The organism is Pseudomonas sp. GW456-L12 (assembly GCF_059424045.1).
Window position 1 is genome coordinate 160,331 of the sequence record NZ_JBWKZA010000006.1, and the last position, 19,411, is coordinate 179,741.

Here is a 19,411-nt window from a genome sequence, read left to right on the forward strand (position 1 = left end):
CGGTCGCCGCCTTTGCGATGATTTATGATTTGGATAGTGGCAATTTAATGGCTCTGCACATTATCCTGCGTCGCCCGAATACCCTGGGGGCGTCGGGCGACCTTGTTTTCTGAATCGGAACCGGATGGATGCCAATGATTGAAGTCGCCATGAAATACCTGAAACTCGCAAGCTTGCTGCTGGTTGCCACGGCCTTGTTCGGCTGCGCCACCAGCCGTTCGGTGGTGGGCATCGATGGACCTGAAGTGGCCAGTGGCAACGGCCAGAAGGTGGTGATCAATGTGCTCGACGAGCGTCGTTTTGAAGCCGATCCGCGCAGTGCCGACATTCCTTCGCTGAAGAATGGCGAGATCGACGACAAGGCGATCACCGAGCGCGCGATTGCGCGCAAGCGCAATAGCTATGGCATGGGCCTGGGCGATGTGCTGTTGCCGGAGGGCGTCAAGGTCAGCGCGCTGATTGCCAAGAGCATCGGCGCAGCCTATGGCAAAGCCGGCTATCAAGTGGTGCCGAGCACCGAGCAAGCGCCGGACGCCAGGACCATCACCGTGCATGTGGTCGAGTTCTGGTCATGGATGTCGCCGGGTGCGTTCTCCGTTGCGGTGAACAACAAATCGCACCTGAAGGTGGACACCGGTAGCGCGTCCGCGCCTGTCGAGGTCAAGACCTTGAAACGCGAAGGCATGCAGATGATTACCGAGAATGACTGGAAACTAATCACCGAGGCTGGTTTACAGGCCATCAGCGAGTCCATGGCCAAGCAGCTCTGAATCCAGGTCGTTCAATTGCCGGGCGCCCGCAGGTTGATGGGGCCCCGAGCGCTTAGTTTCCCGACGCTTGCTCTGTAGCCGCTGCCGCAGGCTGCGATAAGGCCGAAGGCCTTCAGCGATCCCAAAACCTTGCGCCTGCTGCGCAGTCGATCGCAGCCTGCGGCAGCGGCTACAGGTACCGGGTGTCAGGCCTGCAGGCGCCAGCCCATGACGTCGAGCAGGTCGCAGCTATCACGCAGCAGGATGGCGCCGGCGTTGGCCAGGTGTTGCAGGTCGGTTCCGTCGGCGTCTTTCAGGTCGAGGCGGGCGAGGCTTTCCAGCACTTGGGTAACGGCCAGCAGGCGGGCTGCGCTGTTGGCGTGGAGGACGTCGAGTGGGGTGTTTTTGTCGATCAGCAGGCAGGGGATGAGGCTGTCGATGCCCGTGAGGGGGATGTATTGCTTGTTCATGGGGTACTCCTTCGCGGATGAGAGGAGCTGCCGTCGTCGCCAAACGAAAGGGTGGCAGCTGCACGCAGGTTGGCGAACCGACCATCCACAAATCGGCAGATCCGAAGATCTCCCGCGCACAGCCGCCATAAAAGATCGCCGCGAACATAAAGGCTCGATGGCAAAGATTGCAAGCGTGACTGCTTGTAGATGAGTGGCCAGGTCGCCAAACCCGGTCGCCTTATGGGCGAGCAAGGAATATAGGACGCGGTTTCCGGGGCGGACAAGTCAGCACTTTCTGCAAGTTGTGTAGGGCCAATCGCCGTCCGTTGTCCTTTGTTCTGCGCGGGTTTCAGAGGGGCAAGCTTTTCAGGATCGCCTGATTCAGCAGTCGATTATGCGTCGTTACGTTCGAGGGCCCATCCCTCACCAGGAACGTACGCCATGGCTTTTGTCATCAGGGAAGGCGACCCCACCACAACCGGCGGCAAGGTCATTGCCGGCTCGGCCACCACCTTTGTCGTGAATCAACGGGTCGCCCGCATTGCCGACCCGGTCTGGTGCCCGGTATGTCAGACGGTCGGTTTTATCGCCGAAGGCCATCACACCTGGGTGGATGACCAGCAAGCCACGGCGGTGGAGGGCGGCCTGGTGCAATGCGGCTGTCCGAGCGGGGCCAATCGGCTTATCGCGACCCAGTGGACGGTCTGCTCCGGGAATCAGCCGACCATCCCGCTCGACAGCGATTGCGTCGGGCCGGCGGTGATCAATACCCAACGATGGGCCGACGCCATTCATAAGGGCTACCCGCAAAACGAGTTTGCCGATGCGGTGCCGCGGGATCAGGTGCGCGGCCTGAGCGTTGCTCATGGCGATATCGTTTCACCGCCGCTGTCCGTGCAGGACACGCAGCATCTGGTAGAGCCGGGGTTTCATATCGTGCAAACGCCCATGAGCCGAGCGGCGCTGGAGACGGTGCTGTTCGGTCAGGCCGATGAAGCTGTGCTGGAGAAATTTCGCCGGCTCAATCCTCAACTCTCAAACGATGCCAAGCCTGGGCAACTCGTCGTGCTCAGTCATCCTGACAACTACCAGTGCACTCGCGAAGAAGCGCTGCTGATGGAAGCGGCGGAGAAGGTCAGCGCGGTGTTGGCGTCCATGAGCGATGAGGAAGCGGCCTTTATGCTCAAGTACCGGGCGCAGGTTGAATCGATACTGTCCTATGGCTCAACGGCATTAAACGTGGGGGCGGCGGCCGCGGGCAATCATATGGATGGCCTGAAAAGAACCTTGCTGGATATCGAAGCGCTTCATCAGAAGTTCTTTCTGCGGGATGGGCATCTGCGCAGCGTTGAGTTCTTCAGTGAAAGGAGAAAGCTGTTTGCACAGTTGGACGCTAGCCTGCTGTCCATTACAAAAATGAGCATTGCCTTTCCCGATCACCCCAGCCTTAAGAGTGCCTTGGGGATCTCCAGTCGGAGTCTGGTGCATCGCTGGACCCAGGCGGGCGCGGTGGGGCAGATACCGGGATATGCAACGCATATTGAAGGTGTTTCCCGAGCCTCCAGGATTCTAAAGTGGGGCGGTTGGCTTGGGACAGCATTGGGTGGTGGAGCGTCTTATGTGAAGGTTCAGGATGTTTGCTCAGCGGGGAGTAAGGAGGCTTGTGAGAAGGTACGGCTTACAGAAGCCGGAAGCTTTACGGGGGGAGTGGCCGGTGGTGCCGTTTTGGGGGGATTAATCGGTCTGGGTGGCGCGGGAGGAGTTTGTTTGGCTATTGGAGTCCCTACGGGTGGTATTGGCTCTGTAGTCTGTGGCTTGGTTGTGGCAGGTGGTGGGAGCTACTTTGCCACTAAAGGCGGAGAGTCAGCCGGAGAGTTTTTGGGAGAGTTGATTTATGAGGGAGTAAATACATGGTAATCATCACAACGCATATTGTTCTGGGTGTGTTTATTGGAGTTACGTTTCTCGGAATGTTTACCCTGATTGGGTACTACTTTTATTTAGGCTATACCCGCATGGATAGCATTCTGGAGGCGGTCAAGAACTGCTCGCTGATCAATAGCTATCGGTTTTATCTATTCATGGGGCCTTGGGGGAAGATGATGATGGTGGCGGGAGTGGGCAACTGTTTGTTGTTCTCGAAATATCTCATTAAGCATGGGGCGTTGGACAAGGGGGATATCGAGAACTTTCCGGAGCCTCTCAAGGGGCGATTGCTTATGTTGCAGTACATCGGATGGGTGTTGTTGGTGAGTCTTTTTTTGGAAGTTATCGCAGTCAAAATTCTTAGAGGTTAAATACAACTATAAGGAGCGACTGCCGAGCGAGCGCTTTTCATGTTCAGTATGGGAAATACCATCCTGTCTGATCAATTTCAGTAAACCGGCATGCAAGCATATCGCTGTATCCACCAGGTCATTCCAGACAAGGACAAACCCATGACAGACCTCAAGCCCTCGCAACCGGGGGCTGTCGATGCTATTGCCTACAACCGGGCCTCTTCAGCCTTGCAGCAAGCATTTGCCTTGTTGCAGCAGCGGGTCTATCCCGAGCCGGACGCGCCTGAAGAAGCGGCGGTCGCAGCGCTGCACGATCCTGTGTTCGACGCATTCTCGTTTTATATCTGCGCGCCTGACAGGGTGGTCAGCTATGCCGCCGTTGTCATGAAGACCATCGAACATGGCGGCGATACCTTCGAGATTGGCGGGCTCAGCTGTGTCATGACCGATCCCGACTGTCAGGGCCAAGGCCTGGGGCTGAGGACAGTCGCCGCGGCCACTCGCTGCATGGAACACAGCCATCTCGATATTGGCGTCTTTACCTGCGATCCGCCGCTGGTTCCTTTTTATGCCCGGGCCGGCGGTTGGACGATTGCGCCGGATGTGGTCCTGATCGGTAACCGGCACGACGGGGCGTTGCGCAGCGATACGCTGGGGAAGGTCGTGCTGTTGCGGCTGCTTTCGGCGAAGGCCAGGGCGGTGGCTTCGGCATTGGCCAGTGGGGTTATCGATCTGGGCCTGCCAGACGGGCAGTTTTTGTAGGGGGTTGTACCCCATCTAGCATCACCCGCGACAGTGCCGACGCTATCGCGGACAATCGAGCGCCGACAGGCCGCTCCTGCAGGTCTCCGGACTAGCTTGCCGATGAACGCGGGCCCCCAGTCTTCTCCAGCCTGCTTTTCTGCGGGCTGTCTCGCCGATTCCCCCGTCTTTCCTGCAGGCCGCCATCCCGTATTTCCTAGTCGGGTGCGCAGGTGTTCCTGGGCATCTCGGACAAGTCCCTCCCTCTCCTGAATGAAGCTTTTGTGACAAAAGTTCGGTAGCACTTCGCCAGTCCCGTCATGGATATGTGACGCGCTTGAGGGGGCCTTCTGGCCACTGTTCTGAGCCGAGGCGGGACGCCGGGAGTGAGGTGATGGGGACTATGGAACGCTACGCGAAAGTGGGCATGCAGGAGCTGGACCAGCGGCTGTCGAAGATCGTCGAGGCCGCGCGCAAGAAGCCGGTGTCGGTCTATCGCTACGGTGCGCCGTGGGTCTGGATCGTTTCCCAGGATGACTGGCAGGGCGCCTTGAAGGAGGTGTCGAGCTACATCCCGCCGGGCCATTCGCTGGTGTTGCTGCGCCCGCAGATCGACGCCTTGCTCGACCAGCACCGCGACATTCTCCAGGGCCTGGATGCCGAGCCCGGCATGCTTATCGCCCCACGCACGGTGATGCACATCCTGCTGTTGCAGCTGCTGTATTCGGTGCCCGGCGAGCAGCAGTTGTACGAGCAGCTCAATTACAACCTGCTGTTTCGCTGGTTCGTCGGCCTGGACCTGAACCACAAGGTCTGGAGCCTCGGCGTGCTGAGCCGCGATATCGCCACGCTGTTGAACGACGCGCGGGCGGTGCTGCTGATCCAGAAAATCATCGGTGAAGTGTTCTGTGGCGCCTTGCTGCAAATGCCTGAGTTCTCGTTGAACTTCGCGCTGCTGCACAGCTGGCTGGCCAAGCACGCCACGACATCGACCTTGAGCAATTGAGGCGGCCAAACGCCGTACAGACGGCGACGGCGGTTTCGACGCGGTTGGACATTCTTGGAAATCTAGGGGGCGGTGTGGAGCATCTGTTCGATAGGGGGCGGCCGGGGCCGACCAGGCGCTGGCTGCCGGTGTGCGGCTGGCTGGCGCTGGTCGCGCTGAGCCAGCCGTTGTTGGCCGAGGAGGGCGGCCCGGTGGAGGGCGAACCGGTGCAAGGCGGCGCGGCGCAAGGCGAGGCCGCGCCCGCGCGGCTGGTGGATGTGAATGAGTACTTCGTGCGCGGCAACACTGTGCTCGATGCCCGGGCCATCGAAGAAGCGGTGTATCCCTTCCTCGGCCCGCAGAAAGCCCTGAGCGATATCGAGGGCGCCCGCGATGCCTTGCAGAAGGTCTACCAGGCCCGCGGCTACCAGTCGGTGTTCGTCGAGCTGCCGGAGCAGAAGGTCGAGGACGGCATCGTCTACCTGCAGGTCAGCGAGACCAAGGTCGGGCGGGTGCGGGTGGTGGGGGCCAAGCATTATTCGCCGGTGGAAATCCGCGACGAGGTGCCGGCGCTGCAGGAAGGCGAGGTGCCGGACTTCGCCAAGGTCCAGGGCCAGCTGGCGAGCCTGAACAAGACCCCCGGGCGCCAGGTCATGCCGCTGGTCCGCGAAGGCCAGCGCCCCGGCACCATGGACGTCGACCTGCAGGTGGAAGACCAGAACCCGTGGCAGGCCAGCGTCGGCCTGAACAACGACTACAGCGCCGACACCAAGCACCTGCGGGCGGTCACTAGCCTGGGCTACAACAACCTCTGGCAGCTGGGCCACAGCATTTCCCTGACCTATTTCACCGCGCCCGAGGATCAGGACAACGCCAAGGTCTGGTCCGGTTCCTACACCGCGCCGCTGAACGAGCGCTGGAGCCTGCAGTTCGCCGGCTACCAGTCCGACAGCAACGTCGCCACCATCGGCGGCAGCAACGTGCTGGGCAAGGGCCATTCCTACGGCCTGTCGCTGATCTATAGCCTGCCGGCCAGCGGCAGCTGGGCCAATTCGTTCTCGGTCGGGGTGGACTTCAAGGACTTCGAGGAGGAGCTGAGCCTGGGCGGCGACAGCGACAAGGTGCCGCTCAAGTACGCGCCGTTCACCTTCGCCTACAACGGTTTCCGCTACACCGAGACCTCCCAGCTGGGCCTCGGCCTGAGCCTGGTGGCCGGCACCCGCAGCCTGTTCGGCTATGGCAGCTCGGACGAAGACTTCGACTACAAGCGCTACCGCGCGAACCCCAGTTTCGCCGTGCTCAAGGGCGACCTGAATTACACCTACACCTTCGCCAACGACTGGCAGACCGGGTCCAAGGCGGCCTTCCAGCTGGCTTCGGGGCCGCTGGTGTCCAACGAGCAGTTCTCCGCCGGCGGCGCCACCTCGGTGCGCGGCTACCTGGCGGCCGAGCGCACCAGTGACGACGGCTACCTGTTTTCCCAGGAGCTGCGCACGCCGTCCCTGGCCAAGTACCTGGGTGGCTATGTCAACGAATGGCGCTTCTATGCCTTCGCCGAAGGCGCGCGGATGTACCTGCGCGACGAGCTTCCCGACCAGGAGGCCGACTACAGCCTGGCCAGCGTCGGCCTGGGCACCCGCGCCAGCTTGAGCAAATGGCTTTCCGGCAGCCTGGACTGGGGTTACCCGCTGCTTGATGGACCGAACACCCAGAAACAGGACTCGCGCGTGCACTTCAGTGTGCAGGCGACGTTTTGATCTTTCACGGAGTAACTTTCATGCAGCGCTTACTGATTTCCCTGTTGATCTGCCTGGGCTTAGTGCTCCCGGCGACCGCCCAGGCGTGGTGGCAGGACGACTGGCACTACCGCAAGCAGATCTCGATCGACACCACGCCGCAAGGCGCGGCCATCAACCAGGCCCTGGGCCGCACCGCGCTGCTGGTGCGCCTGCACACCGGCAACTTCAGCTTCGACGGGGTCAAGGAAGACGGCTCCGACCTGCGTTTCGTCAGCGCCGATGACAAGACCGTGTTCAACCACCAGATCGAAAGCTTCGACCCGCTGATGGGCATGGCCCTGGTCTGGGTCGATGTGCCGAACGTGGAGGGCGGCCAGCGCCAGGACATCTGGATGTACTACGGCAACCAGAAGGCCCCGGCCACCGCCAACGGCCAGCTGACCTTCGACCCGAACTACATCGCCCTCTATCACTTCGACGGCGCCAACGGCACCCCGGCCAAGGACACCACGGCCTACGGCAACCATGCGCAGAACGCCACCGGCGCGAGCATCGACGGGGTCATCGGCCGGGCCTTGCAGTTCAACGGCCAGCCGCTGCTGTTGCCGGCCAGCCCGTCGCTGCAACACACCGCCGACGGCGCCTTTACCTTCAGTGCCTGGCTGCGCCTGGACCAGGCCAGCGGCGAGCAGTTGCTGCTGGCCCGGCGTGAAGGGGCCAGCAGCCTGCTGATCGGGGTCAACCAGGGCGTGCCTTTTGTCGAGGTCGACGGCCAGCGCGCGGTGTCGACCCAGCCGCTCAACCCCGGGCAGTGGCAGCACCTGGCCCTGACCGCCCAGGGCAGCCAGTTGGCATTGTTGGTCAATGGCCGCGAAAGCGCCCGCCTGGCGGTGGCGCTGCCAGCGTTCAATTCGCCGCTGGCCATCGGCGCCGATTTGCCGCCGGCATCAACGCCAGGGGCAGCGGCCGAGGCCGAGGCCAGTGCCTTCCTGCCGTTCAATGGCGCCATCGACGAGTTGCGCCTGTCCAAGGTGGCCCGTCCCGCCGGCCTGCTGCTGGCCGATGCCGTGGCCCAGGGCGCCGAGTCGAAGCTGGTGGTGTACGGCGTCGATGAAGAACAGTCGGGCTTCGGTTTCGGCAGCCTGGGCTTTTTGCTCAAGGCCGTGCCGGTGGACGCCTGGGTGATCATCGCGGTGCTGGTGCTGATGATGTTCCAGTCGTGGATCATCATGATCCGCAAGAATCGCATGGTCGGCCGCGTCAGCAGTGCCAACCAGCTGTTCCGCGAGCAGTTCGCCCGGGTCGGCACCCGCCTGGAAATGTTCGCCGACGACCGCGAGCTGGCCCAGCGCCTGGAGCATTCCTCGCTGTGGCGCCTGTACCAGGTGGCGGTCCAGGAGATTCGCACCCGCCGCGAGCAGGGCGCCGACACCTCGTCGGTCTCGGCGGCGACCATCGAGGCCATCCGCTGCTCCATGGACGGCGTGCGCACCCGCGAGAACCAGCAGCTCGGTTCCAAGCTCTCGACCCTTTCCAACGCTATCGCCGGCGGGCCCTACATCGGCCTGCTGGGCACGGTGCTGGGGATCATGGTGGTGTTCCTCGGCACAGCCATGGCCGGCGACGTGAACATCAACGCCATCGCCCCGGGCATGGCCGCGGCCCTGCTGGCCACCGCCATGGGCCTGTTCGTCGCGATCCCGGCGCTGTTTGGCTACAACCGGCTGATCACCCGCAACAAGGAAGTCAGCGCCGACATGCGGGTGTTCGTCGACGAGTTCATCACCCGCCTGGCCGAGTTGCATGGCGCCAGCCAGTCCAGTGAAGCCGCGCCCGCGCGGGCTCATAACGCCAGCGTGCCGGCCTGAGGAGAAACGCCATGGCTTCTGTGAACGCCTCCCACGACGACGATGACGACGCGCCAGTGGACAGCATCAACATCACGCCCCTGGTGGACGTGCTGATGGTGGTGCTGGTGATGTTCATCCTCACCGCCACCGCCCAGGTCTCCGGGATCCAGATCAACCTGCCCAAGGCCAGCGCTTCGGTGTCGCTGTCCGAGGCCAAGACCAAGGCGATCTCGGTCAACGACGGCGGCCAGGTATTCCTCGACGCCTACCCGGTGACGCTGCCGGAGCTGGAAGAACGCCTGCGCATGGAAAAGGCCCTGAACCCGGACTTCCCGGTGATCGTGCGCGGCGACGCCACGGTGCAGTACCAGAAGGTCATCGAGGTCCTGGACCTGTTGCGCCGGCTGGAGCTGTCCCAGGTCGGGCTGGTCACCGGCAAACCGAGCCAGGGCTGAGCCATGACCGCACAACAACCTATCCAGTTGCCGCCAGTGAAAAACCGCACGGCGCCGCGCCTGCTCAAGTGGGGCGTGGGCCTGCTGCTGGGGGCCGGCGCCGCCTGGCTGCTCTGGCAGTGGGCCAACGACATGAGCGGGGTGCGCCGCGAGGCGCCCAAGGTGCCGACCATCATCCCGTTGCCGCCACCACCGCCACCGCCACCGGAAAAACCCAAGGAGCCGGAGCCGCCGGTCGAGGAGAAGGTGCCCGAACCGGAACCGACCCCGGAGCCGGAGCAGGTCAAGCCCGAGGAAGAGGCGCCGCCGTCGCCGGTGGACGACCTGGCTAACCCGATGCAGATGGATGGCGATGCCCAGGCCGGCAGCGACGCTTTCAACATCGGCGCCGGCAAGGGCGGCGGCATGGCCGGCTCCGGCGGTGGGCGCCTGGGCAACGGCACTTACAGCCAGTTCCTGGCCTTCACCTTCCAGCGCGTGCTGCGGGAAAACCCGGACCTGCGCAACCAGGCCTTTTCGCTGCAAACCGACGTCTGGCTGAGCGCCGTCGGCGAGATCACCCGGGTCGAGCTGGTCAAGTCCAGCGGCAACCCGCAAATCGACACCCAGGTGCTGGCCGCCTTGCGCGGCGCGGCGCATTTGACGGAGCGGCCACCGGCCTCCCTGACCTTGCCTGTACGCCTGTCCCTGCAGGGGCGGCGTCCGGGTTAACCGAACGACTGATGCAAGTTTTGCCAAAAGGAGCTGTGTGCAAATGATTTCCAACGTGAATCGATTGTCCCTGGCGATCGGCATGGTCATCGCGACCCTGGTGGGACCGGTAGCGGCCGCGCCCGCTGCGCCCTCGGAAAACGCCACAATCAATCTGATCCGTTTGCTGGTGCAGCAGGGCGTGCTGAAACAGGAACAGGCCGACGGCCTGATCGCCCAGGCCGAGCGCGAAGCGCAGCAGGCGCGCCAGGCCAGCACCGCGGTGGCGGCAGGGCCGGCGGCAACGCCGGGGGATGTGCGGGTGCAATACGTGCCGGCCATCGTCCGCGACCAGATCCGCGACCAGGTCAAGGCCGAGGTCATGGCCACCGCCAAGCAGGAGAACTGGGCCCAGCCCAATACCTTCCCGGACTGGGTGTCGCGCATCAGTTTCGACGGCGACATTCGCCTGCGCGACGAGTCGCGCTACTACTCGGGCAGCAACAGCAACGAAATCGTCGACTTCGCCAAGCTCAACGACAAGGGCCCGTACGACGTCAACCCCAACAGCAGCTCCAACCTGCCGCCCTTGCTCAACACCCGCGAGGACCGCGAGAACCTGTTCCGCCTGCGCGCCCGGCTGGGCATGAAGGCCCAGGTCGCCCAGGACTGGACCGCCGGCATCCGCATCGGCACCGGCTCGGACAACAACCCGGTGTCCACCACCCAGACCCTGGGCGGCGGGTTCGGCAAGAAGGACATCTGGCTCGACCAGGGCTACCTGACCTGGAAGGCCACCGACGCGCTGACCCTGACCGGCGGGCGGATCGCCAACCCGTTCTTCTCCACCGACCTGCTGTATTCCAACGACCTGAACTTCGACGGCGTGGCGGCGATCTTCAACCACAAGCTCAATCGCGACTGGGGCCTGTTCGGTACGGTCGGTGCGTTCCCGGTGGAGTACACCAACGACACCTCCACCAGCAACGGCTTCGACAAGGAAGAAAGCGACAACAAATGGCTGTACGGCGCGCAGATCGGCGCCAACTGGGCGATCAACGGCAACCACCGGCTCAAGGGCGCATTGGCCTACTACCGCTTCGACGACATCGAGGGCCGGCGCTCCGGTGCCTGCGAACCCTGGGCCGGGGCCCCGGGCTGCGACAGCGACGGCAGCCGCGTGGCCTTCATGCAGAAGGGCAACAGTGTGTTCCTGTTGCGCGACATCACGCCCAACCCGCTCAACCCGGCCGCCACCGCGCAGCCGCAGTTCGTCGGCCTGGCTTCGGAGTTCAACCTGCTGGACTTGAACCTGGTGTGGGACGCCGACCTGCCGGAGAACTTCAAGCTGCGCAGCCAGGCCAACTACGTCCACAACCTGGGTTACGACGAAGGCGAGATGCGCAAGCGCTCCGCGGGCCAGATCGTCAACAACCTGGACAGCAATGGCGAGCTGGAAAGCGGCGCCAACGCCTGGATGGTGCAGTTCACCCTGGGCAACAGCCTGGAGCTGGCCAGGCAGGGCGACTGGAACCTGTTCGCCGGCTACAAGTACATCCAGCCCGATGCGCTGCCTGACGGTTTCAACGATTCCTCGTTCCACCTCGGCGGCACCAACGCCAAGGGTTATTTCCTCGGCGGCAACTACGGCCTGGCCAAGAACGTCTTCGCCACCGGCCGCTGGCTGAGTTCCGAGGCGGTGTACGGCGCGCCGTTCGACATCGATGTCTTGCAGCTTGAAATCAACACGCGCTTCTAGGGCGCAAGGGGCATTGTCATGACCAGTCTTGCTATGAACAGCACGGCGATGAACACGCGAGCCAGGGCAGGGCGCTGCCTGTTGTTGGCCCTGGGCGTGCTGATGGCCAGCGGGGCCAGCGCCGAAGGCATGGAGGAGCGCTTGCGCACCCAGTTGCGCAGCACCACCCAGCAGTTGCAGGCCCTGCAGAGCGAACAGGCCCAGGCCAGCGCCGCCCGTGTCGCCGCCGAAAACCAGGCCAAGCAGGCGCAGGCGCAGATCAAGCAACTGACCGCCGACCTGGCCAAGGCCCGCGGCGTCGCCGAGCAACTGGCCGGCCAGCAGCAGAACCTGCACAGCCAGGCCCAGGCGCAGATGGCCGCCAGCAGCGAGCAGATCGGCAAGTTCAAGAAGGCCTATGACGAACTGCTGGTCATGGCCCGGGCCAAAGAGGCCGAACGGGCCAGGCTTGAGGCGCAATTGAGCGAACGTGACACACAAGTGCAGCAATGTTCGGTCAAGAATCAGCAGATGTATGGCGTGGCCAAAGAGATCCTCGCGGCCTACGAGAAGATCGACGTGGCACAGGTGATGAAAATCCGCCAGCCCTTCGCCGGCGGCGCCCGGGTCAAGTTCGAGGAACTGGCCCAGGGCTTTGGTGACGAGTTGTACAAAACCCAGTTCGATGCCCCACGGGCAGCGAGCACCCACTGAATACCAGGGAAGAATCGAGCATGACTGAACAAGCGCAACTGATCGCCAGCGTCACCCCGCAGAGCCTCACCGAGCTGCTGCAAGGCGCCGGCTACCGGGTCAACCAGACCGACCAGAACGGCATCGTGCAACTGCTCAGCGCCAGCCAGGGCATCGGCTACGCCGTGCGCTTCGGCAACGCGGCGGGGGTTGAACAGGGCCGCTATGTGGACTTCACCTTCAGCTGCGCGCTGCGAGTCCAGGGCGAGTTGCCGGCGGGCCTGGCCGAGCTGTGGAACGCCTCGCGGCGCTTTGCCCGGCTGTCGGTGCAGGGCGAGTTCCTGGTGATGGAAATGGACGTGGTGGTGGCCGGGGTCGGCCACGATCACCTGCGCAGCCAGCTGGAACTGTGGGATCGGCTGTTGCAGGAGTTCATCGTCTACCTGCGCGACTACAGCCAGCACGCCGCGCGCCTGCAGGCCCAGCCTGAAGCCACGCCACGAGCCACGCCGCAAGCCACGCCAGAAACCATGCCTGAAGCAGCGCCCGAGGCCGTCGCCGAGGCTGTCGTTGAGGTGCCTGGGCAGTGAAGAAGCCAAGCCTGGTGGTCGGTGTCGGCGCCCTGGCCCTGGTGGCGCTGGCGGTGTGGCTGGGCGTGCGTCCGGGCAGCGATCCGGTGGCGGCGCAACAGCCCAGGGTGGCGGTAGCCAGCCCGGTCGACGACGGCCCGGCGGTGGCGCGCCTGGGTAATCAGCGGGTGGCGCCGGAGGAGCTCAAGGCGCTGTTCGCGGCGTTGCCCGAGGCGTCCCGCGAGCAGCTGCGGGGCAATCGCCCGGCCCTGGAAAACTGGATTCGCACGCGCCTGGCGGAAAAGGCCGTGCTCGAACAGGCCGACGCCCAGGGCTGGCGCCAGCGTCCGGAGGTGGCCTTGCAGACCAAGGTGGCCACGGAACAGATCGTCTTTCGCGACTACTTGCGCTCAGTCAGCCAGGTGCCGGCCGGCTACCCGAGCGAGGCCGAGTTGCAGCAGGCCTACGACGCCGGCAAGGCGCAGTGGCAGACCCCGGCCTTGTACCGGGTCAGCCAGATTTTCCTCGCGGTGAATGAGCCGCAGGCGCTGGAGGCGACACGCAAGCAGGCCCAGGAACTGAGCAAGAAGGCCCAGGCCGCCCCCGGCGAGTTCGCCGCCCTGGCCAGCCAGTATTCCCAGGACCCCGACAGCGCCCGGCGTGGCGGCGACTCCGGGTTGCAGCCGTTGCAGCAACTGCTGCCCGAGGTCCGCGGCGCGGTGGCGCGCCTGAAGGTCGGCGCGGTGTCCGATGCGGTGCAGAGCGCGGCGGGTTTTCATGTGCTCAGGCTGACCGAGCAGCAACCGGCCCGCACGGCGACCCTGGACGAGTTGCGCGAACGCCTGACCCAGGCCCTGCGGGCGCAGCGCCAGGAACAGATCGCCAAGGCCTACCTGGAAGGCATGCTCGACACCGCGACCCTGAGTATCGACGGCGCGCAGTTGAACAAGGTGCTGGAGGAGAAGCTTTAGGCAAGCGGTGTGGCCGCTACCGCTTCGCGAGCAAGCTCGCTCCTACAGGATCGATGCAGTCCCCTGTAGGAGCGAGCTTGCTCGCGATAGACGGCAAAGCCGTCGCTGCCCGTACAACGCGCAATGGATGCCATCACCCACACGACAGGGAGTCACTCATGTCCTTTCTCGAACCCGTCCCGATCTCGGGCATCACCCCCTACATCGCCCAGGCTGAACCCCGGGAAGCCTGGCTGGCCCTGGCCGCCGGGATCGAGCCGGAGCTGGCCCAGTATTTCCTGGTCACCGCCCGTTGCGGCTGCTTCATGCAGGCGGCGCGCAGCCTGAACATCAAGTCGACGCTGCTGCGCAAACAGCTGGCGCATCTGGAGGAACAGTTGCGCCGCCCCTTGTTCAGCTTCCAGGGCAGCGCCCTGAGCCTCAGCCGCGAAGGCCAGCAGCTCAAGGCGCAACTGATCGCCCTGGCCCATGAGCGCATGCTGCCGGTGCTCGAACAGCCGCTGCTGCGCCTGGCCGTGGCCGAATCGATCCTGCACGACATCCTCGGTCGCGACCTGATTGCCCTGTTGCGGCGCAACGCCAGCGTGCGCCTGGAGATCATCTCCATCGACAGCGAGCTGTCGCTTCGGGCCCTGAGCGCGGACGTGGTGGTGTGGCTGGGCGGGGTGGATTCGCCCAAGCCGGGGCCGAGTTTCGTCACCAGCGCGCCGCAGCCGCTGGTGCGCCTGGACTACCTGCCGCATATCGCCAAGCGTTATTCGCGGGTCGCGGCGCGCCCCGACAGCCTGGACGACCTGGCCGACTACATGCTGGTGCAATGGCAGCAGGACCGTCAGGTCGAGCCGCTGCGGCCATGGAACCAGCTGGTGGAGCAGCGCCTGGCGGGGGTGGTGCAGGTGCATTCCTACGAGCTGATGCTGGAGATGATCCGCTGCAGCGCCTGCATCGGCCTGCTGCCTCATTACATGAGCCGCTTCGACCGTGGCCTGACGGCACTGCCGGGGCTGTTCGACGAGGCCATGGCGCGCCAGGTGTGGATGGCGGTGAACGCCGAAGTGGAGCACGACGCCGAGGTACAACAACTGGTCGACCTGATCCTCAATACCTTCCGGGAACGCAGCGAGTGGTTCGACTTCGACGACACGCCTCCGTAGGAGCGAAGCTTGCTCGCGATGGCGTCCTGCCTGATACACCGCGGCGCAGGCATCGCCAGCAAGCTGGCTCCTACAGAGAGAATCCCTGTGTCCGGCGCTCGCCATCCGCGGCGCTGGCGCTCTACACTCATCGGCCGTATCGCATGAACCAAGGAAGACTTATGCCCGCAGAGATCCCCAGCATCGTCATCGAACGCTTCAGCGAAGCCCATGTGCCGGGCATTACCGCGCTGTACAACGACCCCGCGGTCGCCCGTCAGATGCTGCAAATGCCGTTTCAACCTTCCGAGGTCTGGCGCAATCGCCTGGCGCCGAGCAACGAACGACTGGTGGCCCTGGTGGCGCTGCACCAGGGCGCGGTGATCGGCAGTTGCAGCATCGAGCAATACTCGCGCATCCGCCGCGCCCACTGCGGCAGCGTCGGCATGGGCGTGGCGGTGGAATGGCAGGGCCAGGGCGTCGGCAGCCGGCTGTTGGCGACGGTGCTGGACGTGGCGGACAACTGGATGAACCTGCAACGGGTGGAACTGAGCGTATTCGCCGACAACGAAGCCGCCCTGGGCCTGTACCGCAAGTTCGGCTTCGAAAGCGAAGGCCGGCTGCGCGACTACGCGGTGCGCGACGGCCAGTATGTCGACGTCATGAGCATGGCCCGCCTGCGCCGCACGCTCCAGGCCTGACTCGCCCCTGTAGCCGCTGCCGCAGGCTGCGATCGCCCGGAACGGGCGTGGCGATCTTCCGGGCGCCAGAGGTCCTACGACCAGCGTGGCCCGGACCATCGCAGCCTGCGGCAGCGGCTACAGATCATGTCTCTTGATCGCCCAGGGCAAACGCCACCGCCGCCCGCGCATGCAGCTCGGTGGTGTCCAGCAGCGGCAGGGGGCTGTGTTCAGGCTTGAGCAGCAGGCCGATCTCGGTGCAGCCGAGGATGATGGCCTGGGCGCCGCGCTCCATCAGGGTCTGGATCACCTGCTGGTAGCGCTGGCGCGAGCTGTCGCTGATAACGCCCACGCACAGCTCGTCGTAGATGATCCGGTGCACGGCCTGGCGGTCCGTGGCGTCCGGCACCAGCACCTTGAGGCCGCGATCAACCAGGCGCTGCTTGAGAAAATCCTGTTCCATGGTGAAGGCCGTGCCCAGCAGGCCCACGCTGAGGGTGCCGGCCTTGAGCGCGGCCTCGGCGGTCGGGTCGGCGATGTGCAGGAAGGGCACCGAGAGCACGGCCTGAATCTCGTCGGCGACCTTGTGCATGGTGTTGGTACAGAGCACCACGCATTCGGCGCCACCGGCCTCCAGGCGGCGCGCCGCATCCACCAGGATCCCGGCCGCGAGGTCCCAGCGCCCGGTGTGCTGGGCCTGTTCGACAGGCCCGAAGTCGACGCTGTACATTAGCAACCGCGCCGAACGCAGCGGCCCGAGACGGTCCCGTACCTGCTGGTTGATAAGGCGGTAATACTCGGCGCTGGACTCCCAGCTCATGCCGCCGATAAGGCCTATGGTGCGCATACACAGCTCCTGTTGCTGACAAACCTGAATGCCGAGAGTGTCCCGTGACGCAGCCCCGCGATCTATCAAGAAATTTCACATGCCCGGCGTGCTGAGCAGCAAAGTCCAGGATCACGAGCTGCTGCGCCGCGAACTGCTGGGCGGCACGCTCGACCTGCAACTGCTGCCGCGCGCGGCCTACAGTGCGCGCGATCCGCTGCAGTGGCAAAGCCTCGGCGTGAGCCTGGAGCGTCAGCAGGGCGTGCATGCCATCGGCAGCGACCGGCGCGAGGATTTCGACAGCTGGCCGGGGACCCTGGCCTTGACCCCGGCCGGGGTCGAGGTGTTTTCCGAGTCGCCCCAGGGCGGTGAATACCTGCTGCTGCGCTGGCTGGCCGACCCCCAGGCCCTGGGTATCGCCCGCGGTTCGCGACGCCTGCAACGGCCCGGACATGCCCGGGCCCTGGCGTTGGGACGCCAGGCGCGGCGGCTGTTGCTGGAACCCGCCGGCGATCCGTTGGCCCTGGAACAATGTGCCCTGCAGTTCGCCGGCCTCGCCGCCTTCGACCCAGCACCGGCCAAGGCCGCCAGGCGCACCGAGTTCAGCCGGGTGCTGACGCTGATCGAGCAGCAGTACGCCGAGCCGCTGTCGCTTGGTGAACTGGCGGCCTGCACCGGGCGTAACGAACTGCGTTTTCTGCGCGACTTCACCCGCGCCATCGGCATGACGCCCCATGCCTGGCTGGTCGAAGTCCGGGTGCAGGCGGCGCGCCGGCTGATCGAGCGCAGCGACCTGCCGCTTGCCGCCATCGCCCTGGAAACCGGCTTCGCCCACCAGTCCCATATGGGCAGCGCCTTTCGCAAGATCCTCGGCCTGACCCCGAGCCAGTACCGCGCAGGTTTTTAGTCATACGCCGACACCCCCCATCTGCCATGCTCAAGGTCCGCAACCGCGGTTTTTCGAAGAGGTATGAACATGGACGACGTACGGCAACTGGGCGAGATGCTTCGGCGCTATGCAGAAAGCGAAGTACACAAGAAACAGCTGTTCGAAAGCCAGAAGGTGCTCTGGGCGAGCCGTATCACCGAGCTGTTCGAGCATATCCAGCAGTGGCTGGCACCGGTGCTGATGCCGGACCTGCTGGCCTTGAGCCGGGAACCCTACTTGGCTTTCAGCCCCAGCGTCCCGGTGAAAACCTCGACCTTCAAGACCGAGAAGCTGACCATCGTCATCGCCGGCAAACCGGTGGAGTTCGTGCCCGATGTGATGGGCGCCGCCGGGCAGATTTCCCTGGCGGTCATGGGCCTGACCGCCGCGCGTTACGGCAGCGTGTCCCTGGTGGGCTTAGCCGACGGCAGCTGGCAATGGCGCCAGGCCAACGGCCTGAAGGAGTCCGACGTCTTTACCTTCGACGGCAACTTCCTGGCGTCGCAGCTGCAGGCGCTGATTCCCCGGGAGCGTGGGTGAGGGCCCGGGATCAGGGCTGCGCAGCTTCCAGCACCTTGAGTTGATAGGTCCTCTGTGCTTCCTGCCCTGTGCATTGAGTACCGTAGCTGCTGGTATACGCGTTGATGGTATAGGTGCCCGGTGTCAGCGGTTTACCGGTGATCAGCGCGTAATGGGTTCTTTTCTGGTAACTCAACTCCAGCCCCTCGGGTAACGGATGGTCGGGGTGAATATAAAAACCGGTCAGTGGCGTATCGGCGCCCACCACCTCCAGCTTGACGCTGAACGGCTGGCCGACGACGGCGGTGGGCAGGGTCTCTGGCTGCATCGTGAGATCCGGGCGGGTATAGCAGCCCGGAAGAAATCCCAGCCCACAACCGCTGAGCATGAGTGAAAGACCAATAGATGAAATCAGTGCGCGCTTCATGGGAGTTTCCTGGGAGCTGTTCAAGGGATCTTGCTGAACACAAGGCCGCCGTATATGTATTTGAGAATGGTCTGCAGGGTCGATCCCGCGGGGATCTGATGCAATAACTCACCCCAGGAAAAGATCATCGAGGAACTGATGGTGTCACTGGGTGCCGTGGTCGAGGTGATGGGGCCGGATAAGGTTTTCGCTGGTTGCTCCCAGGTCACCCAGTGGTTTTTCATTTGCCCTGCATTGGCTGCCAGCATCCCCGCACCGATAAGGGTCGCCATATGAGTGCCGGGGCGGATGTACTGGAACAGTTCGCTCAACTGATCCTGGTTTATATGGGACGAGAACTGGATGTTGTCGAAAAGAATCTCGGCTCCCGCTTGTTTGAACCATTTTCCGAGCCCGGCGGGCAGGGTGATCCCGGAGAACATGTCATCCGGCTCGTCATAGGCGAACAGCAGGTTTTCACTGTCGCGCAAGCAGGCCAGGGTGATCCAGTCGATAGCCCAAATGCGGTCGCCTTCTGTGCCACGGCTGAAGTTTTTCGGATTGCAGGCGCCGTGGCTCGGCTTGATGTGCAACTGCCCGATGGTGGTTTCACCCGTTTCCCATAGCTCGGTGATGGCTTTTGCGTACAGGTCGGGACGGTCCATCAGCAAGGCATAGAAGAAGGTGGCCGGACCGCAGAGGCTGGTGTCTTTCTGGTCGGGGTAGGGGCTGATTGGATGAAAACGTTTCAGGCTGCCGCCTTGCGCCTTTGCCAGGCGAGCCTCGATCTGCTCGTGAATCTTGCTCTTCTCGAACGGGTCTTGCGGGGTGCCCATGGGGTGAGCCTGATCGTTGAAAATCCGCTCCTTCATAGGCGCCGCTTGAAAGTCGTCGAGAATTTTTGCTGCCGCTGCCCGCGGATCAGCGACGACCGCCGGGATGGTCGGAGCCAGTGCCGCCACGGCTGGCGCGCCAGCCAGCGCTGCGGCCTGTGGGGCAGCGGCAGGC

20 protein-coding genes are annotated in these 19,411 nt (G+C 64.0%); 17 read left to right on the forward strand and 3 right to left on the reverse strand.

Annotated features, from left to right (window positions below):
• Positions 1-134: 134 nt before the first annotated feature.
• The gene (locus AC07Y9_RS10220) at positions 135-770 is read left to right on the forward strand and encodes a YajG family lipoprotein (protein ID WP_256580998.1); all 636 of its coding nucleotides are present in this window, start codon (positions 135-137) and stop codon (positions 768-770) included.
• Between the two features lie 185 nt (positions 771-955).
• Here the strand turns inward: AC07Y9_RS10220 and AC07Y9_RS10225 are convergent, their stop codons facing one another.
• Entirely contained in the window at positions 956-1,219 is a 264-nt protein-coding gene (locus AC07Y9_RS10225) for a hypothetical protein (RefSeq protein WP_062825742.1), read from the reverse strand.
• Between the two features lie 423 nt (positions 1,220-1,642).
• On the opposite strand from AC07Y9_RS10225, the gene AC07Y9_RS10230 reads away from it, so the two are divergent.
• The 14 genes from AC07Y9_RS10230 (at position 1,643) to AC07Y9_RS10295 (ending at position 15,745) form a co-directional block, all read left to right on the forward strand.
• Positions 1,643-3,118 (forward strand): PAAR domain-containing protein, encoded by a 1,476-nt coding sequence (locus AC07Y9_RS10230; protein WP_102681191.1) that lies wholly within the window; start codon positions 1,643-1,645, stop codon positions 3,116-3,118.
• Positions 3,112-3,498: a hypothetical protein gene (locus AC07Y9_RS10235; protein ID WP_102681190.1), complete on the forward strand. Its 387-nt coding sequence runs from the start codon at positions 3,112-3,114 to the stop codon at positions 3,496-3,498. Before AC07Y9_RS10230 ends, AC07Y9_RS10235 begins: the two co-directional genes overlap by 7 nt.
• Before the next feature lie 141 nt (positions 3,499-3,639).
• The gene (locus AC07Y9_RS10240; protein WP_102681189.1) at positions 3,640-4,242 is read left to right on the forward strand and encodes a GNAT family N-acetyltransferase; all 603 of its coding nucleotides are present in this window, start codon (positions 3,640-3,642) and stop codon (positions 4,240-4,242) included.
• Between the two features lie 373 nt (positions 4,243-4,615).
• The gene (locus AC07Y9_RS10245) at positions 4,616-5,227 is read left to right on the forward strand and encodes a transposase (protein WP_007928988.1); all 612 of its coding nucleotides are present in this window, start codon (positions 4,616-4,618) and stop codon (positions 5,225-5,227) included.
• A gap of 74 nt (positions 5,228-5,301) precedes the next feature.
• Positions 5,302-6,963, forward strand: a complete 1,662-nt coding sequence (locus tag AC07Y9_RS10250) for a ShlB/FhaC/HecB family hemolysin secretion/activation protein (protein ID WP_256580997.1) — start codon at positions 5,302-5,304, stop codon at positions 6,961-6,963.
• A 20-nt stretch (positions 6,964-6,983) separates the two neighbouring features.
• Entirely contained in the window at positions 6,984-8,813 is a 1,830-nt protein-coding gene (locus AC07Y9_RS10255; protein ID WP_102681187.1) for a DUF2341 domain-containing protein, read from the forward strand.
• An 11-nt stretch (positions 8,814-8,824) separates the two neighbouring features.
• Positions 8,825-9,250 (forward strand): ExbD/TolR family protein, encoded by a 426-nt coding sequence (locus tag AC07Y9_RS10260; RefSeq protein ID WP_007928991.1) that lies wholly within the window; start codon positions 8,825-8,827, stop codon positions 9,248-9,250.
• A gap of 3 nt (positions 9,251-9,253) precedes the next feature.
• Positions 9,254-9,961, forward strand: a complete 708-nt coding sequence (locus AC07Y9_RS10265) for an energy transducer TonB family protein (RefSeq protein ID WP_053260994.1) — start codon at positions 9,254-9,256, stop codon at positions 9,959-9,961.
• Between the two features lie 43 nt (positions 9,962-10,004).
• The gene (locus AC07Y9_RS10270) at positions 10,005-11,699 is read left to right on the forward strand and encodes a putative porin (RefSeq protein ID WP_102681186.1); all 1,695 of its coding nucleotides are present in this window, start codon (positions 10,005-10,007) and stop codon (positions 11,697-11,699) included.
• 48 nt (positions 11,700-11,747) lie between these two features.
• Positions 11,748-12,392, forward strand: coding sequence for a DNA repair protein (locus AC07Y9_RS10275; RefSeq protein WP_102681194.1), 645 nt, complete (start codon positions 11,748-11,750; stop codon positions 12,390-12,392).
• Positions 12,393-12,412: 20 nt separating this feature from the next.
• Complete coding sequence (locus tag AC07Y9_RS10280; RefSeq protein WP_102681185.1) at positions 12,413-12,961, forward strand: YbjN domain-containing protein; 549 nt, start codon at positions 12,413-12,415, stop codon at positions 12,959-12,961.
• Positions 12,958-13,911 carry a peptidylprolyl isomerase gene (locus tag AC07Y9_RS10285; RefSeq protein ID WP_102681184.1) on the forward strand — a complete coding sequence of 318 codons (954 nt, stop codon included), beginning with the start codon at positions 12,958-12,960 and terminating at the stop codon, positions 13,909-13,911. The genes AC07Y9_RS10280 and AC07Y9_RS10285 overlap by 4 nt, the downstream gene beginning before the upstream one ends.
• A 158-nt stretch (positions 13,912-14,069) precedes the next feature.
• On the forward strand, positions 14,070-15,065 hold the full coding sequence (locus AC07Y9_RS10290) for a LysR family transcriptional regulator (RefSeq protein ID WP_087091121.1): 996 nt from the start codon (positions 14,070-14,072) through the stop codon (positions 15,063-15,065).
• Between the two features lie 161 nt (positions 15,066-15,226).
• Complete coding sequence (locus tag AC07Y9_RS10295) at positions 15,227-15,745, forward strand: GNAT family N-acetyltransferase (protein WP_102681183.1); 519 nt, start codon at positions 15,227-15,229, stop codon at positions 15,743-15,745.
• A 124-nt stretch (positions 15,746-15,869) separates the two neighbouring features.
• On the opposite strand, the gene AC07Y9_RS10300 is transcribed toward AC07Y9_RS10295, so the two are convergent.
• The gene (locus AC07Y9_RS10300) at positions 15,870-16,571 is read right to left on the reverse strand and encodes an aspartate/glutamate racemase family protein (RefSeq protein ID WP_102681182.1); all 702 of its coding nucleotides are present in this window, start codon (positions 16,569-16,571) and stop codon (positions 15,870-15,872) included.
• A gap of 79 nt (positions 16,572-16,650) precedes the next feature.
• On the opposite strand from AC07Y9_RS10300, the gene AC07Y9_RS10305 reads away from it, so the two are divergent.
• Together AC07Y9_RS10305 and AC07Y9_RS10310 are read left to right on the forward strand one after the other, a co-directional pair.
• Positions 16,651-17,457: a helix-turn-helix domain-containing protein gene (locus AC07Y9_RS10305; protein WP_102681181.1), complete on the forward strand. Its 807-nt coding sequence runs from the start codon at positions 16,651-16,653 to the stop codon at positions 17,455-17,457.
• Between the two features lie 69 nt (positions 17,458-17,526).
• Entirely contained in the window at positions 17,527-18,018 is a 492-nt protein-coding gene (locus AC07Y9_RS10310; protein ID WP_173679812.1) for a hypothetical protein, read from the forward strand.
• 10 nt (positions 18,019-18,028) lie between these two features.
• On the opposite strand, the gene AC07Y9_RS10315 is transcribed toward AC07Y9_RS10310, so the two are convergent.
• Positions 18,029-18,424: a hypothetical protein gene (locus tag AC07Y9_RS10315; RefSeq protein WP_007930255.1), complete on the reverse strand. Its 396-nt coding sequence runs from the start codon at positions 18,422-18,424 to the stop codon at positions 18,029-18,031.
• Between the last annotated feature and the right edge of the window lie 987 nt (positions 18,425-19,411).